Annotated in this window: 15 protein-coding genes and 1 pseudogene; 1 reads left to right on the top strand and 15 read right to left on the bottom strand. The window is 65.0% G+C overall.

Annotated features, from left to right (window positions below; all coding sequences use genetic code 11):
- Nucleotides 1-32: 32 nt before the first annotated feature.
- From AC07PT_RS00080 to AC07PT_RS00030, 11 genes are all read right to left on the bottom strand, one after another.
- The gene (locus tag AC07PT_RS00080) at nucleotides 33-1,025 is read right to left on the bottom strand and encodes an amidohydrolase family protein (RefSeq protein ID WP_492348730.1); all 993 of its coding nucleotides are present in this window, start codon (nucleotides 1,023-1,025) and stop codon (nucleotides 33-35) included.
- Entirely contained in the window at nucleotides 1,022-1,606 is a 585-nt protein-coding gene (locus AC07PT_RS00075) for a 3-hydroxyanthranilate 3,4-dioxygenase (RefSeq protein ID WP_492348729.1), read from the bottom strand. Before AC07PT_RS00075 ends, AC07PT_RS00080 begins: the two co-directional genes overlap by 4 nt.
- Nucleotides 1,599-2,048, bottom strand: a complete 450-nt coding sequence (locus AC07PT_RS00070) for a RidA family protein (protein WP_492348728.1) — start codon at nucleotides 2,046-2,048, stop codon at nucleotides 1,599-1,601. The genes AC07PT_RS00075 and AC07PT_RS00070 overlap by 8 nt, the downstream gene beginning before the upstream one ends.
- Before the next feature lie 50 nt (nucleotides 2,049-2,098).
- Nucleotides 2,099-2,872, bottom strand: a complete 774-nt coding sequence (locus AC07PT_RS00065; RefSeq protein ID WP_494655426.1) for a 2-keto-4-pentenoate hydratase — start codon at nucleotides 2,870-2,872, stop codon at nucleotides 2,099-2,101.
- A 50-nt stretch (nucleotides 2,873-2,922) separates the two neighbouring features.
- Nucleotides 2,923-3,720 (bottom strand): 2-keto-4-pentenoate hydratase, encoded by a 798-nt coding sequence (locus AC07PT_RS00060; RefSeq protein WP_494655425.1) that lies wholly within the window; start codon nucleotides 3,718-3,720, stop codon nucleotides 2,923-2,925.
- Nucleotides 3,717-4,118: a RidA family protein gene (locus AC07PT_RS00055; RefSeq protein WP_494655424.1), complete on the bottom strand. Its 402-nt coding sequence runs from the start codon at nucleotides 4,116-4,118 to the stop codon at nucleotides 3,717-3,719. The genes AC07PT_RS00060 and AC07PT_RS00055 overlap by 4 nt, the downstream gene beginning before the upstream one ends.
- 2 nt (nucleotides 4,119-4,120) lie before the next feature.
- Nucleotides 4,121-5,593 carry a 2-hydroxymuconic semialdehyde dehydrogenase gene (locus AC07PT_RS00050; protein WP_494655673.1) on the bottom strand — a complete coding sequence of 491 codons (1,473 nt, stop codon included), beginning with the start codon at nucleotides 5,591-5,593 and terminating at the stop codon, nucleotides 4,121-4,123.
- A 242-nt stretch (nucleotides 5,594-5,835) separates the two neighbouring features.
- Entirely contained in the window at nucleotides 5,836-6,789 is a 954-nt protein-coding gene (locus AC07PT_RS00045) for a LysR substrate-binding domain-containing protein (protein WP_492348724.1), read from the bottom strand.
- Between the two features lie 127 nt (nucleotides 6,790-6,916).
- Nucleotides 6,917-7,354 carry a MaoC family dehydratase gene (locus AC07PT_RS00040; protein WP_492348723.1) on the bottom strand — a complete coding sequence of 146 codons (438 nt, stop codon included), beginning with the start codon at nucleotides 7,352-7,354 and terminating at the stop codon, nucleotides 6,917-6,919.
- 47 nt (nucleotides 7,355-7,401) lie between these two features.
- Nucleotides 7,402-10,953 carry an indolepyruvate ferredoxin oxidoreductase family protein gene (locus AC07PT_RS00035; RefSeq protein ID WP_494655423.1) on the bottom strand — a complete coding sequence of 1,184 codons (3,552 nt, stop codon included), beginning with the start codon at nucleotides 10,951-10,953 and terminating at the stop codon, nucleotides 7,402-7,404.
- 306 nt (nucleotides 10,954-11,259) lie between these two features.
- Nucleotides 11,260-12,000, bottom strand: a complete 741-nt coding sequence (locus AC07PT_RS00030) for an SDR family oxidoreductase (RefSeq protein ID WP_492348721.1) — start codon at nucleotides 11,998-12,000, stop codon at nucleotides 11,260-11,262.
- 183 nt (nucleotides 12,001-12,183) lie between these two features.
- Here AC07PT_RS00030 and AC07PT_RS00025 point away from each other — a divergent pair, with 183 nt between their 5' ends.
- Nucleotides 12,184-12,786: a 2-hydroxychromene-2-carboxylate isomerase gene (locus AC07PT_RS00025; protein WP_494655422.1), complete on the top strand. Its 603-nt coding sequence runs from the start codon at nucleotides 12,184-12,186 to the stop codon at nucleotides 12,784-12,786.
- On the opposite strand, the gene AC07PT_RS00020 is transcribed toward AC07PT_RS00025, so the two are convergent.
- The 4 genes and pseudogenes from AC07PT_RS00020 to AC07PT_RS00005 all read right to left on the bottom strand — a co-directional run.
- Nucleotides 12,777-13,028 carry a helix-turn-helix transcriptional regulator gene (locus AC07PT_RS00020; RefSeq protein ID WP_492348719.1) on the bottom strand — a complete coding sequence of 84 codons (252 nt, stop codon included), beginning with the start codon at nucleotides 13,026-13,028 and terminating at the stop codon, nucleotides 12,777-12,779. The genes AC07PT_RS00025 and AC07PT_RS00020 overlap by 10 nt on opposite strands.
- Nucleotides 13,029-13,153: 125 nt before the next feature.
- The gene (locus AC07PT_RS00015; RefSeq protein WP_492348718.1) at nucleotides 13,154-14,110 is read right to left on the bottom strand and encodes an NAD(P)H-dependent flavin oxidoreductase; all 957 of its coding nucleotides are present in this window, start codon (nucleotides 14,108-14,110) and stop codon (nucleotides 13,154-13,156) included.
- Between the two features lie 89 nt (nucleotides 14,111-14,199).
- On the bottom strand, nucleotides 14,200-15,990 hold the full coding sequence (locus tag AC07PT_RS00010; protein WP_494655421.1) for an acyl-CoA dehydrogenase: 1,791 nt from the start codon (nucleotides 15,988-15,990) through the stop codon (nucleotides 14,200-14,202).
- Between the two features lie 81 nt (nucleotides 15,991-16,071).
- Nucleotides 16,072-16,227 (bottom strand): annotated as a pseudogene (locus tag AC07PT_RS00005) (electron transfer flavoprotein subunit alpha/FixB family protein); the annotation flags it as partial.

The raw sequence follows: 16,227 nt of genomic DNA, 5'->3' as shown, positions 1-16,227 counted from the left end.
GCCACGGGTGGCGACGCCTGGCCCGGCCGCCATCACAGCTTGAAGAAGGCCTGAGCGTTGTCGCGCAGGATGCCTTGACGCTGCGCGGGGGTCAGGAAGTCCACCCCACGCACCAGGCTGCCAATGTCTTGCTCACCCAGGGGGAAGGGGTAGTCAGAGCCCAGCATCACACGGTCTGCGCCCATCACATCGACCAGCAGGCGCAGGGCCCCCGGGTTGAACACCACGCTGTCGACGTGAAAGCGCCGTGCGTATTCCGAAGGCTTGCGCGGGCAATCCTTGCGCACGATGTCGCGGTGCTCCCAGGCGTTGTCGACCCGACCCAGACCGTAGGCGAAGTTGCCACCGCCATGGGCAAAGCAGATCTTCAGCGACTCGGGAATGCGCTCCATGGCGCCCGACATGATCAGGGAGAGCATGCCCAGCTGGGTTTCGGCCGGCATGGCCACCAGCCAGGGCAGCATCCATTTCTGCATGCGCTTGTCGCCTCCCATCATGTCCCAGGGGTGGACCAGCACCGGGATGTCCTGCTCGGCGCAATGGATCAGGAACTCGACCAGTTGCTCATCGTCGAGGTCTTTGTCCCCGAGGTGGTTGCCGATCTGAATGCCCACACAGCCGGCCTGCATGGCGCGCGAGGCCTCGGCACAGGCGGCCTCCAGGTCTTGCAGGGGCACCTGGGCCAGCGGCTTCAGGCGCGTTGGATGCGGTGCGCAAAAGGCCAGCGCCATGTCGTTCATGCGCGCTGCCCAGTCTGCCGCCCGCTGGGCCTGCCAGGCATACCCGAACATGACCGGGGTGGCGCACACGAGTTGCATGGCAATGCCTTGCTGATCCAGCTCCTGAACCCGATAGCCAGGGTCCCAGAGGGCCTGGTAGACCGGCCGGAAAGGCTTCTCACCCAGCATGATCTGCCCGGTCCGTCCGCCCTCATCGACAGCCAGCCAAGGGGCCCGTTCGGGCGCCATGGCCCGGGCCTGATCAGCGCTGATCGGCGGGAAGAAATGGGCGTGCATATCGATCATGCGTACACCTTTGCGTGAGACGACTTGGCGATGTCCTGGTGCCAGGTCTTGAAGTCACGGCCCGGATGCTGCAGACCACATTTCGGGCACACACGCTCGGCATCAGGCGTGGCATAGAACTGCTCATACACCGGCGGCAGGTCGGCCACGATGCTCTGCAGTTGCATCTCATAGCGCTTGATCAAGGTTCCGCAGGCCGCACAACCCCATTGCAAGGCGTCGGCTTCGCCCGCCGGACGGCGCCGTTCCACCACCAGGCAACGGCTGTCTGCATCGGGCCGCTGAGGCGAGTGCAGCACGTGCGGAGGCATCAGGAACACATCGCCCTCGTTGAGGGTGACGCGCTCATAGCGGTCCCGGTCCCAGATGATGATGAAGGCGTTGCCCTTGAACTGGTAGAAGAACTCTTCCACCGGGTCGTCGTGAAAATCACTGCGCTCATTGGGGCCGGCCACCACGGTCACCATGAAATCGGAATCAGGCCAGATCTGGGCATTCCCGACCGGGGGGCGCAGCAGGTGATTGTGTTCGCCCAGCCATTGGCCAAAGTTCAGGGGCATGCCGTATTTCATTTCAAACATCTTGAGTCTCCTTGGTTTGTTGTGGGGCACTGGGGTGATACGCCACAGCCTTGATCTCGATGAGCAGGTGGGGATGTGGCAACTGATGCACTGCGACGGTGGTGCGGGTGGGCCCGTCGTAGTCGAAATACTCGGCCCAGACTTCGTTGAAGCCACCGAAATCGTTCATGTTCACGAGGAAGACCTGGGTCTCGACCACGTTCGCGAGCCCGGCCCCGACACTTTTCAGGATGTCGCGGATGTTCTCGATCACGGCCCGGGTCTGGGCCCGGATGTCGAGTGCCGTGACCCCCATCGGGTCGACCTGGACACCCTCGAAACTGTTGTCGGGCCGGCGTGAGCTGGTCCCTGATACGTAGATGAAATCGCCGGCCCGCTTGAGGTGGGGAAAGCGGCCTCGCGGTGTGGCCTTGCCGGCCACCACCTGTGCACCTGAAGTCATGTGCTTGTCTCCTGTGAGTCTGTTGTTCTGGATGGGCCCGATGGCGGTCTTCAGCGGGTGCTGAAAGCCACCTGACCCAGGGCGCTTGCGCCGCTGCCGATGCGGCACTGCACGTGCAAGCCGGGTGTCAGTGCTTCGGCCGCGGTGGCGGCGCCAGCCATGATCAAAGAGCCCGGAGGCAGGCTCAGGCCCGACTGGTGCAGCAGGCGTGAGGCCTGCACGATGGAACGCAGCGGATGCCCCAGGATGGCGGCCGTGGAGCCCACCTGCACATCGCGGCCATCAAACTGCATGCGCACACCGGCATTGGGCAGGCCAGAGAAATCGCGGCTCCAGGCCCCCACCACCAAGCCGGCCGACGAGCAGTTGTCGGCCACCACGTCTTCCAGGGTGAACTTGAAGTTGCGGTAGCGCGAATCGATGATCTCCATCGCCGGCGCCACGGCCTCCAGGTAATCCGCGGCCTCGAGTGCCGTCAGGGGGGCATCGATGGTGCGGCGGGTCACAAAGCAGACCTCGGGCTCCACGCGGGGATGGATGAATCGCTTCAGGTCGACCACACCACCGTCTTCGTCCAGCATGGTGTTGGTGAGCCAGCCCCAGATCAGGTTGTCCACCCCCATCTGGACCATCTTGGCCCGGCTGGTGAAGCCCAGCTTGATGCCGACGCGGTGCTCGCCACGCGCCACCCGGCGATCAATCGAGGCGCGCTGGATGGCATAGGCTTCAGCAAGGTCAAATTGCCCTGCCGGAAATTGCTGCACATCATGGGCATGGTGGGCCGCGTCATCCAGGACGGCGGCGAAGCTGTCGATTTTGTTCATGTCGGTTCTCTGAATTCCTTGGGGGCTGGGGGTGGCGTGACGGCCGGTGCTCATCGTTCGAACACGGCGCGGATCGACCCCAGGCCTTCGATGTGGGCCGTGAACACATCACCGCGCTGCACCGGCACCATGGGCCCCAGTGCACCGGTCATGAGCACGTCGCCCGCGCGCAGAGGCGTGCCCATGCGCGCCATCACATTGGCCAGCCAGACGGCGGCATTGAGCGGGTTGCCCAGGCAGGCCGAGCCCGCGCCCACCGACACCTGATCACCACGGCGCTCCATCACCATGCCGCAGTCAGCCAGCTCCAGGCGGCTCAGCTTGACGGGCCGGGTGCCCAGCACAAACAGGCTGGAGGACGCGTTGTCGGCCACCGTGTCCGCCAGCCGGATGTCCCAGTTGCGGATGCGGCTGCCGACCACTTCAAGCGCAGGCAGGGCATAGGCCGTGGCGTTGATCAGGTCGGCCACGGTGTGACGGCTGTGCGACAGGTCCCGGCCCAGCACCAGGGCGATCTCGGCTTCGATCTTGGGTTGCTGCAGGCGCGACCAGCCGATCTCTTCGCCATCACCCACGGCCATGTCGGCAAACAGGGCGCCGAAATCGGGCGAGTCCACGCCCAGTTGGCGTTGCACCGCCACCGAGGTCAGGCCGATCTTGCGCCCGACCAGGCGCCCGCCGGCGTCCAGTCGACGCTGGGTCAGGTCCTGCTGGACCTGGTAGGCCGCTTGCAGCACATCGCCCCCCTGGGCGCCCTGCTCGATTTGTTCACGCACCGGGGCCACGGCCTCACCGGTTTGCTCCGCGGACCAGAGCAGGTCCGCAACGGCTTTCAAAGTGGGATTCACAACAGCCCTCCTGAGGCGGGGTAAAAACAGAATTCGATTTCCACCAGAGCCCCGAGGGGCAGGTGGGTGACACCCACGGCCGTGCGGGCCGGCGGTGTGAGGTTGGCGAACTGGCGCTCCCAGACTTCATTGATGGCACCGAACTCCTCGAACACCGTGGTGTAGAGGCGTGCCACGCACAGATCGGCCATGTGCAATCCGTAGTCCGGCAAGGCCAGCGCGAGGTTGTCGAAGATGCGCTGGGTCTGGGGGCCCACGCCCCCTGGCACCAGTTGGCCCGTGGCGGGGTCCAGGGCCACCATGCCCGACAGCCAGGCCAGCGGTCCCACCTTCACGCAGGGCGTGTAGCGAAAGCGCGGCGCCGCCAAGCGCGGCGAACTGAGGTTTTGCCGCTGCATGCTCAGCCCACCTTGATGCAGATGTTGCTGACTTCAGAGTAGAAATCGAGCGACCAGCGTCCACCCTCACGGCCCAGCCCTGACAGCTTGGTGCCACCAAACGGAGTGCGCAGATCCCGCACGTACCAGGTGTTGACCCACACGATGCCGGTATCGAACTGGCGTGCCACGCGGTGGGCGCGCTGCAGGTTGGTGGTCCACAGAGTGCCGGCCAGGCCGTAGTTGGAGTCGTTGGCTCGGCGCATCACCTCTTCTTCGGTGTCGAACGGCGCGATGTGACACACCGGTCCGAACACCTCTTCGCGCACGCAACGGGCCGTGTCGGGCAGACCGGTCCAGATGGTGGGCTGAATGAAGGCACCGTCATCGCGCTCGTCGCCGAAATGAGGAATGCCGCCGCCTGTGACCACCGTGGCGCCCTCCTCCACGGCGAGCTTGAAGTACGAAAGCACCTTGGCCCGATGCTTGTGCGAGATCAGCGAGCCCATGTCCACACCGGGTTCGTCGGGGTAGCCAATGCGCAGCTTCTCGGCACCCGCCTTCAGGGCCTGCACAAAGCGATCGAAGATCGGACGCTCGACATACACCCGCTCCGAGCACAGGCAGACCTGTCCGGTGTTGGCAAAGGAAGAGCGCAGCACCCCCTCCACTGCCGCGTCGAAATCGCAGTCGGCAAACACGATGGCGGCGTTCTTGCCACCCAGTTCGAACGACACCTCTTTCACCCCGTCGGCCACAGCCTTCATGATGGTCGATCCGGTGCGCGATTCGCCTGTGAAGGTGATGCCGTCGATGCCCGGGTGGGCCGACATCGCGGCCCCGGCCGAATTGGCGCCAAAGCCATGCACGAGGTTGAACACACCCGGGGGCACGCCGGCCTCATGGAAGGCCTCGGCCAGCAAGGTGGCCGACGAGGGGGTTTCTTCGGAGGGCTTGACCACCAGGGTGTTGCCACAGATCAGCGCCGGTGCGGCCTTCCAGGTCATCGACAGGATGGGCAGGTTCCAGGGCGAGATGCTGGCCACCACACCCAGCGGCTTGCGCACGGTGTAGTTGAGCAAGGCCTCGCCTTGAGCGGTGCGACTTTCAAAGCACTCGCCGTGGGCGACCTTGCCCAGGTCGGCGAAGGTGCGCAGGTTGGCAATCGCGCGGAACACGTCCAGGTTGCGGGCCTGGGTCACAGGGCGGCCGGTATCGGCGACCTCGGCCGCGACGAACTCGTCGAAGCGGCGTTCGATGACATCGGCCACCTTGTGCAACCAGGCGGCGCGCTCATCGACCGTGCTGTGCCCCCAGGGGCCCTCCAGCGCCTTGCGGGCCGCCTGTACCGCACGGTCGACCAGGGCCGCATCGGCTTCATGGACTCGGCCCAGCAGGCGCCCATGCAAAGGGCTGATGTTGTCGAACTGGCGCTCGGTGGAGACGAACTCACCATCGACGTAATTGCGCAGGGAGTCCAGCGAGGCTGGCAGCATGAATGGGTAGGACAAAGAAACCTCCGACGTGAAACTGGGAGGCACTGTAGGGAGCAGACCGCGCTTTGGATAATGAAAACAAAGACGCGATCTATAGCGCCCGGGAATAGCGGAAAACCCGCCCCACGTCCGAGGCAGGCTGCGTGGCCTGCGCAGGCCGGTGGACGCCTTGAGATCAGATCGATGCCATGAGGGATTCAGGCTGGCGCCGGCCGCCACCCTCGAGTCGGGTCAGGCGGCACTCAGACCGAGGCGCGCAAGGCCTCGATGAAACGCTGGCACGCAGCGCTGGGCTGGCGATGCGAAGAGACGCTGTAGCCCACGGTGGCAAAGGCCTCAAGCGGGCCCAGCGAAAGCCGCGACAGCAGGCCCGTCTCCTCGAAGCGCTGGGCCGCCAGTTGCGGCATCAAGGCCACCATGGGTCGCCGACGAAGCAAGCCCATGTTGGTGAGCACCGACACCGAATACACCACCCGCGCCGGCAAGGGCAGCTTCTCGCTGTCGAACATGGCGCAGGCAGCGCCGTAGGCCACTGAATCGGGGGTGGGCAGGATCCACTCCTGGTCATGCAGCTCACGCAGGGTGAGGCCCTGCCGTGCGGCCAGCGGATGCTGTCTGTCGACGACCACGCACAGTGCCTCGTCGTAAAGGGTCTGATGTTGCAGGCGGTCGGGATGCAGGACACCGGGCAGGACATCGTTGTCGCGCGGCAGGTAACCCACCACCACGTCCAGATCGCCCCGGGCCAAGGCTGGAAAGAGCGTGGTGTTGGTGCCCACCCGCACCTCGACCTCCACGTCGGGCGCCCCTCCGCGCAGGCGGTGGATGGCCTCGGGCACCAACACCGCCGAGGCGGTGATCAACGTGCCCACCACCACGTGGCCCGACACGCCCATCTGCCAGGCATTGAGCCCATCGGACAGGCAGCGCAGTTCCAGCAGCATGGTGCGGGCATGGCGCTCGAACAGGCGCCCGAACTCGGTCAGGGCCACGCCCTTCTTGCTGCGCACGAACAGGTCCTGGTCGAGGTAACGCTCCAGTTCGTGCAAGGACTTGCTGACAGCAGGCTGGGTCAGGGCCAACTCGCGCGAGGCGGCCAGAATCGAGCCTGCTGACACCACGGCCTCGAACACCACCAGTTGGGAGAGTTTGAGGGAGCGCGCCAAAGACAGGCGCGACTGTTTGAAGTTCCGCATCGTGCATGACCTCTTGAATGGAGCTGCCCGGAATAGACAGACACTGCGGCGCAGTGGCTCGGCAGCTTAGAGGCGTCCTGTACGGACCGGGTAAGCAAATGCTAGGGGCTGAGCCCCCCTCTGGCGATCAGGTGGCCTGCTGGCGTGCCGTGGGCATGACCAGCGCCTCCCCCTCAATCACCACCTTGCCAGCGACCGTGCAGACAGTCGTCAAGCTCACTCGTCGTTTCTCGGGAAACAATTCCTTGACAGTCACGGTGGCTTTGACCGTATCGCCAGGGTGCACTGGAGCCTTGAAACGCAGGCTTTGCGAGAGGTAGATCGTGCCCGGGCCGGGCAACTTGCCGGCAATGGCCGCCGAGATCACGCTGGCCGTGAGCATGCCATGCGCGATGCGGCCCTTGAAAGGCGTGGCACTGGCGAACTCCTCGTTGATGTGCATGGCGTTGTTGTCGCCCGAGGCACCGGCAAACAGGACGATGTCGGCCTCGGTGATGGTCTTGGCAAAGCTGGCACTCATGCCCGCCTGCAGGTCTTCAAAATCATGGCCTTGGAGGTCATTCATGGATGGCTTTCGATGGATAGGAGATCAGAGAACACACCCCGCGCCCGTCAGGCGGCGCGGCGCAGTGGTGCAGGCTGGTTGAACGCGGCAAGCAGACGCGACTGTTCTGCGCGGGCGGCTTCGAGGTTGCGGTGCTTCACATGGCCATAACCACGGATGGCATCAGGCAGTTGCGCCAGCTTCAAGGCCGTGTCGAAGTTGTCCCGACGCAGGCGGCTCAGAACATCCACCATCTGTCGGCAGTAGTCCTCGATGAGTTGCCGCTCCTGACGACGCTCTTCGGTCTTGCCGAAGATATCCAGCACGCCGCCGCGCAGGCCCTTGCAGCGGGCCAGCCATTTGAAGGCGGTCAACACCCAGGGGCCGTAGGCTCGCTTGATCAGATGGCCCGTCACCGGGTCACGCTTGGACAGCAGCGGTGGGGCCAGGTGGAACTGCAGGCGGTGGCCGGGTTTGAACTCGGACTCCAGGCGGGCCAGGAACTCGGGTGCGGTGTGCAGGCGGGCCACCTCGTACTCGTCCTTGTAGGCCATGAGCTTGTAGAGGTTGCGCGCCACGGCCTCGGCGATCAGGGTGCTGCCCGGCAGGGCATGGCGCTCCAGGTCGGCCACCTGGCGCACGAACTGGGTGTATCGGCGGGCATAGGCCTCGTTCTGGTAGTCGATCAGCTCGGGCACCCGGCGCTGCAGCAGGCGCAGCAGCTCGCCATCGGCACCACAGGCATCGACCATCTTCTGGGCGCTTGCACTCAAGCGGGCCGGGCGGTGCAAAGTGACCACGCTGCCCGCAGTTGCCACGGGGTTGAGGCGAGCAATCTCGGCCTCTACCAGATCACGGCGGCTCACGGCCAGACGGCCCCAGCGGAAAGCAGCCAGCCCCATGTCGACGGCCACGCCGGCCTGCACGATGGCCGCCTCGATCGAGGCGGCCTCCAAGGGCAAGGCACCGGCCTGGTAGGCCACGCCCACCATGAAGATGTTGGTGGCCATGCTGTCGGCAAACAGGCCTTCGGCCAGGCCCTGGCCATCCAGGAAGACGTTGTCAGCGGCTCGGCTGACACGCTGGATGCCTTGCATCAAGGGGTCCAGTTCGGGAAACTGGACATGGCGGTCGGACACCATCTGCCCGGTGGGGGTACGGGTGGTCGAGACCACGGCCACCGTGACCTCAGGATGGCACTTGTCCAGGTTCTTGGGGTCGGTGGCGTTCAGGATGTCAAAGCCCAGGTACAGATCGGCACAGCCATCGCTGATCTTGTTGGCGCCCTGGAACGGTGCTGCCGTGATCTTCAGGTCCGAGATCACGGCCCCACCCTTTTGCGCCAGGCCGGTCTGGTCCAGCCCGATCACATGCTTGCCCTCGATGCGGGCCGCGTTGGCGATGGTGGAGGCCACCGTGACCGAGCCGGTTCCGCCAATGCCCATGATGTGCACACCAAAGTCGCCCCGCACCTTGAGTTCGGGTTCGAGCAACGCGTGCTCCATGGCCGGGATGCGACCCTTCTTCTTTTTCTTCACGGGCGCAGCCCCCGCCGCTTCGGGCGCAGGGGTGACGGTCAGGAACGAGGGGCAGAAGCCGTCGACACAGGAAAAGTCCTTGTTGCACGAGCCCTGGTGGATGCGCGTCTTGCGACCGAAGTCCGTCTCGATGGGCTCCACGCTCATGCAGTTGGACTGCTCGCCACAATCGCCACAGCCTTCACACACCCGCTCGTTGATGACCACGCTTTCCGCCGGTTCGGGCCGTTGGCCACGCCCGCGCAGGCGGCGCAATTCGGCAGCGCACTCCTGGTCATGGATCAGAACGGTGGTGCCAGGCACGGCCGCCAGGGTGCGCTGGGCCTCATCCAGGCGATCGCGGTGCCAGACCTCGGTGCCGCCGGGCAAGGCCACGCCGTTGTACTTGGACGGGTCATCGGTGGTGATCAGCACCTGGGTGGCGCCGTTGGCCAGCAACTCGGACACCACGTTGGCCACCGGGTGGCTGCCCTGGATGTCCTGCCCCCCCGTCATGGAGGTGTGGGCGTTGTAGAGCAGCTTGTAGGTGATGTTGACGCCGGCTGCCACGGTGTAGCGCAGGGCCAGGCTACCGGAGTGGAAGTAGGTGCCGTCGCCCATGTTCTGGAAAATGTGCGGCACCTCGGTGAACGGCGCCATGCCGATCCACTGCGCGCCTTCGGCCCCCATGTGGGTGCCCATGACCACGTTGCGGTCCATCCACATGGCCATGGTGTGGCAGCCGATGCCCGCCGACACCACGCTGCCATCCGGGGCCACGGTCGAACTGTTGTGCGGGCAGCCCGAACAGAACCAGGCGGTGCGGCCTGCGGTGTCGGGATCGTCGCGCAGGTGAATCGCATCCAGGCGATGCAGCCACGCCTCGGCCGATTCAATGCGCGCCTTCTGCGACAGGCGCTTGTAGAGCGCGCGGGCGATCACGTCGGATTCGAACTCGCCGCCCGGCGGCAACAAGGGCTGCTCCTGCTCATCGAACTTGCCGACGATGCGAGGGGCACGTGCGCTTCCGTACAGCACGTTCTTGGCAAACATCTCCAGGAACGGACGCTTCTCTTCGATCACGAACAGCTCTTCCAGACCCTCGGCGAACTCGCGCACGATGGTGGGCTCCATGGGGAACAACATGCCCATCTTGAGAATGCGCACGCCGTGCCGCTTCAAGGCCGCCTCGTCCAGCCCCATCTCGCGCAGGGCCTGCATCAGGTCGTTGTAGGTCTTGCCTGCCGTCACGATGCCCAGCCACGCGTCCCGATTGGGCAGCACCACGTTGTTGAGCTTGTTCACCCTCGCGTAGCGCTTGGCCAGCTCCAGGCGCTGCGTGTACAGCGAGTGCTCCATCTCCAGGGCCTCGGCCCGCACGTTCATGCCCAGGTTCATGCGCGGCGTGAAAGGCACGCCATCGAACTCCAGGTCGGGCAGCTGAAAGTTCAGGCGCTCGGGCGAGACTTCGGCACTGCCGCTGCCATCGGCCACGTTGGTGACCATCTTGAGGCCCACCCACAAACCAGACAGGCGCGACATCTGGTAACCATGCAAGCCGAGATCCAGGATGTCCTGCACGGTGCCCGGGTACAACGCAGGCATGCCCAGGTGGAACAACATGGGCTCACTTTGGCTGGGCAATGACGACGACTTGCAACTGGGGTCGTCCCCCACCACGGCCAGCACCCCGCCGTTCTTGCCCATGCCGGTGTAGTTGGCGTGCTTGAGCGCGTCACCGCTGCGATCCACCCCCGGGGCCTTGCCGTACCAGAGGCCGGTGACACCATCGAACTTCTCCTGGCCCACGGCGCCCAGCATCTGGGTCCCCCAGACCGCCGTGGCCGCCAGGTCTTCGTTGAGGCCGTCGACGAAACGGATGTTGTGCTCCAGCAGCAGCTTTTGCCGCTTGATCAACGCGGCGTCCAGCATGCCGACCGGCGAGCCCCGGTAGCCCGACACGAACATGCCGGTGCGCAGGCCGCGGCGCTGGTCGGTGCGAATCTGGTCCAGCGTCAATCGCACCAGGGCGTCAATGCCCCCCAGGTGAACGACGCCTTCTTCTCGGATGAACGGACTGTTGGGGTCTTGCTTCGCAGACATGAATCGACTCTCTAGATGGAACGGGCACACAGGGATGGGATCGGCACAGGGGCCGATGACGCAGCCAAGCTGCTCCGGGCTCACGCAAACAGACACACCCGGGCGACAGCTCTCCGCTGGAGACGTCCGTGCAGGCCCGCACGACCGGCAGCAGCGGTGCGCGGCCACTTTAGCCAGGGCCTTGCGCCCTGAATAATGAAAAACTCCGAGCGATGTATGCCCGTTGTGAATAGCTGATGCCGCCCTGCCTTGGAGCGCTCACAGCCCGCCGCCACCGCTCAGGTGGGGGCTTGCGCCTGCCCAGGCCTACCAGCGTTCCATATAAGGCCGCAGGTCCAATTCAAAGGTCCAGGCATCGCGTGGCTGCTGGTGCAGCAGCCAGTAGTTGTCAGCGATGTGCTCGGGATTGAGGATGCCGTCCTGCGCTTTCAGGGCATAGCGCTCGGGGAAATTGCTGCGGATGAATTCGGTGTCGATCGCGCCATCGACCACCACATGGGCCACATGGATGCCCAGCGGACCCAGCTCACGCGCCATGCTTTGGGCCAGCGCCCGCAAGGCGTGCTTGGCCCCCGCAAAGGCCGCAAAGCCCGCCGCACCGCGCAAGGCGGCGGTGGCACCGGTGAACAAGATGGTGCCACGCCCGCGCGGCACCATGCGGCGCGCGGCGGCTTGCGCGTTCAGGAAGCCGCTAAAACAGGCCATCTCCCAGATCTTGAAGTACTTGCGGGCGGTTTCATCCAGCACACTGCAGGGCACGTTGGCGCCGATGTTGAACACCAGCACCTCGATGGGCCCATGCTCGGCCTCGATGCGTTCAAACAGGGCCTGCACCTCGTCTTCCTTGCGGGCATCGCTGGCATAACCGTGCGCCTGGCCACCGTCGGCACGGATGGCGTCCACCAGAGGCTGCAGCTTGTCAGCCGTGCGGCGCGTGACGCAGCTGATGTAGCCCTCGCGGGCAAAGCGCTTGGCAATGGCGCCGCCTGTGGCGTCGCCCGCACCGATCACCAAGGCCACGCCGCGTGGCTGCTGTGTCTGCGTCATACCGGAATCTCCATGGAGGGTGGGTGCCGTGACCGGCCTGGTAACGATCTTGCCTGCAAGGCCGCCGTGCCGGCAAGCCCGCCGCTGTCACCCAGGCGCGAGACACTCAGGGATGGCCGCCTTGACACCCTGCACCCACCTGCCTACGGTGAGCGATCCGCCCAACCTGACTTCGGAGACAACATGGGTCGCACAGTGGAGTTCTTTTTCGACGTGGGCAGCCCGGCCTCGTACCTGGCCTGGACGCAGCTGCCCACCCTGGCTGCCGAGACCGGCGCCCAACTGCAATGGCGCCCGATGTTGTTGGGCGGCGTGTTCCAGGCCACCGGCAACGCCTCGCCGGCCACCGTGCCGGCCAAGGGGGCTTATGTGTTCCACGACCTGGCGCGCTACGCCCTGCGCTACGGGGTGAGCTTGCAGCGCAACCCATTCTTTCCGATCAACACCCTGATGCTGATGCGGGCGGCCACCGGCTTTGTGATGCACCAGCCCGAACAGCTGCAGGCCTACCTGAAGGCCGTGTTCGAGGGCATCTGGGTGCGGGGCCTGAACCTCGGCCAGGCCGCCGTGGTGGTCGAGCTGCTGTCGGGCGCGGGGCTCGATGCGGATCAGGTGCTGGCCTGGTGCTCGGATGCCGAGGTCAAGGCCCAACTGAAGAACACCACCGACGAGGCTGTGCGACGCGGCGTGTTCGGCGCGCCCACCTGTTTTGTCGGCGAAGAGATGTTCTTCGGACAAGACCGGCTTGAGTTCATCCGGGCGGCCCTGCAGACAGCTCAGGCCTGACCCTCGTCAACGATGGGGGCACCTGGTGCGGCCACCAGCGGATGGGGCTGTTCCGAGGCCACGGCCACCAGCTGCAGCCCCAGCACCCTGGCCATTTCGGCCAAGGTGCTCAGGCGAGGGTCGATGGCGCCCGACTCGATGCGTTGCACCGTCATGCGCGACAGCCCTGCCTGCTCGGCCAGCTCCTGCTGTTTGAGCCCCTGGCGTTTGCGGGCAGCTTGCAGTTCGGCGATCAGGTTCATGGGTGAGCTCCAGCACTCAAATGACAAAGGCTGCGCATTGTGCCGTCATGGGCGATCCCGCTGTACCTCGGGCGAAAAAAAACCCGCCGCAGCGGGTGGGTGTGCCAACGCCTTGCGGCGGGCCATCAGGCGGCCAGCAGGCGGGCCTTGGCCTCGGCGTACTCGCGCTTGAGCTGGGCGACCAGGTCCGCGGTCTTCTGAACCTTGCTGATGGCACCAATGCCCTGGCCACAGCCCCAGATGTCCTTCCAGGCCTTCTTGGCGTCGCCGCCAAAGTTCATCTTGCTGGGGTCGCTCTCGGGCAGGTTGTCGGGGTCCAGGCCGGCGGCACGGATGCTGGGCTTGAGGTAGTTGCCGTGCACACCGGTGAACAGGTTGCTGTAGACGATGTCGTCCGAGTTGCCGTCGACGATGGCCTGTTTGTAGGCTTCGGCCGCGCGCGCCTCTTCGGTGGCGATGAACGCCGAGCCCATGTAGGCGAAATCGGCGCCCATGGCCTGAGCCGCCAGGATGGCCCCGCCCGAGGCGATCGAACCCGACAGCGCCACAGGGCCGTCGAACCACTGGCGGATTTCCTGGATCAGCGCAAATGGGCTCTTGGTACCGGCATGGCCACCGGCACCTGCCGCCACCGCGATCAGGCCGTCAGCGCCCTTCTCGATGGCCTTGTGGGCAAAGGCGTTGTTGATGATGTCGTGCAACACCACACCGCCATAACTGTGGATGGCCTCGTTCACATCGGTGCGGGCCCCCAGCGAGGTGATGATCACCGGCACCTTGTACTTGATGACCATCTCGATGTCGTGATCGAGGCGATCATTGCTCTTGTGCACGATCTGGTTGATGGCGAATGGGGCGGCCGGGTTGTCGGGGTTGGCCTTGTTGTGGGCCGCCAGGGCCTCTGTGATCTCGGCCAGCCACTCGTCCAGTTGGGCGGCTGGGCGGGCATTGAGCGCCGGCATCGAGCCGATCACGCCGGCCTTGCACTGCTCGATGACAAGCTTGGGGTTGCTGATGATGAACAGCGGCGAGCCGATGACCGGGAAAGGCCGGTTGGCGAGCGCCGGAGGCAGTTTCGACATGTGTTTTGTCTCCAGGATGGGTCTGCGCGAATTTTGACGGGCGGGAGGTCGGCCGCACTGTCCGTTTCGGGACAGCGCGGCCCATCCGATCAGAAGGCTTCCGGTGCCAGCGCGGTGACGCTGTCAGCACCTTCCACGATGCTGTCGCGCAGGCCAGAAGCCTTGCTCAGCAGGTGGTCGGCATAGAAGCGGGCTGTGCTGATCTTGCTGCGCATGAAGGCCTCGTCCTGGCCCTGGGCCAGCAGGTCTTGCGCCACCAGCAGCGAACGGGCCAGTTGCCAGCCGGCCACCACATTGCCGGCCAGCATCAGGTAGGGCACCGAGCCGGCAAACACGGCATTGGGCGAGGCCTTGGTGTTGCCCGCCACAAAGTCGACCACGTCCAGGAATGCCAGGCGGGCGGCCTTCAGGCGCTTCGCCACCACGGCAGCCGTGTCGGTGCCGCTGGCCAGCAAGGCGGTCTCGGTCTGCTCGATCTGGGCGGCAATGCCCTTGGCCGTCTGGCCGCCATCGCGCGCGGTCTTGCGCCCCACCAGGTCATTGGCCTGGATGGCGGTGGTGCCTTCATAGATGGTCAGGATCTTGGCATCACGGTAGTACTGGGCCGCGCCGGTCTCTTCGATGAAGCCCATGCCGCCATGCACCTGCACCCCCAGCGAGGTGACCTCCAGGCTCATCTCGGTGCTGTAGCCCTTGACCAGCGGCACCATGAATTCGTAGAAGGCTGCATTCACCTTGCGGGTGTCGGCGTCGGGGTGGTGGTGGGCCGCGTCGTAAGCGGCGGCGGCCACACTGGCCATGGCACGGCAGCCTTCGGTGTAGGCGCGCATGGTCATCAACATGCGCTTCACGTCGGGGTGGTGGATGATGGCGGCGCTGGCGTTGAGGCTGCCGTCCACCGGGCGGCTTTGCACGCGGTCCTTGGCGTATTGCACGGCCTTTTGATAGGCGCGCTCGGCCACCGCAATGCCCTGCATGCCCACGGCATAGCGGGCCGCGTTCATCATGATGAACATGTACTCCAGGCCGCGGTTTTCCTGGCCCACCAGGTAGCCAATGGCGCCGCCGTGGTCTCCGTATTGCAGCACCGCCGTGGGGCTGGCCTTGATGCCCATCTTGTGCTCGATGCTCACGCAATGCACGTCGTTGCGCGCCCCCAGCGAGCCATCGGCATTCACCATGAACTTGGGCACCACGAACAGGCTGATGCCCTTCACGCCTTCAGGTGCGCCCTGCACGCGGGCCAGCACCAGGTGCACGATGTTCTCGGCCATGTCGTGCTCGCCGTAGGTGATGAAGATCTTGGTGCCAAAGATCCTGTACGTGCCATCGGGCAGCGGCTCGGCGCGGGTGCGTACCAGAGCCAGGTCCGAGCCGGCCTGGGGCTCGGTCAGGTTCATGGTGCCGGTCCATTGGCCCGACACCAGCTTTTCAAGGTAGATGGCCTTGAGTTCATCGCTGCCCGCCGTCAGCAGGGCTTCGATCGCGCCATCGGTCAGCAAGGGGCACAGGGCGAAGCTCATGTTGGCCGAGTTGAGGATCTCGGTGCAGGCCGCGCCAATGGTCTTGGGCAGGCCTTGGCCGCCAAAATCGACTGGGTGCTGCAAGCCTTGCCAACCGCCTTCGGCGTATTGCTTGAAGGCCTCCTTGAAGCCCGGGGTGGTGGTGACCACACCGTCCTTCCAGCTCGACGGGTTCTTGTCGCCGTCCCAGTTCAAGGGGGCGATCACGCCCTCGTTGAGCTTGGCACATTCTTCAAGCACGGCCTGGGCCGTTTCCAGGCCGGCCTCCTCGAAACCAGGGATCTGCGAGACTTGTTCGATGTTGGCCAGGTGTTCAATGTTGAACAGCATGTCCTTCAGGGGGGCGGTGTAACTCATGGGGTTCATCTCCGGATATGAAAAGGGCATCGCGAACGATGCCCATTTGGCTTGTTGTCAAAAAGGGCCCTGGGCCTCAGTTCACAGAGCGCTGATCAGTTCAGGCACAGCCACAAACAGATCAGCCTCCAGGCCATAGTCGGCCACGCTGAAGATCGGCGCCTCCGGGTCCTTGTTGATCGCCACGATCACCTTGCTGTCCTTCATCCCCGCCAGGTGCTGGATCGCGCCACTGAT

The sequence above is a fragment of the Curvibacter sp. GW821-FHT09D12 genome, assembly GCF_059416245.1.
This window is presented reverse-complemented; position numbering and strand designations above follow the sequence as displayed.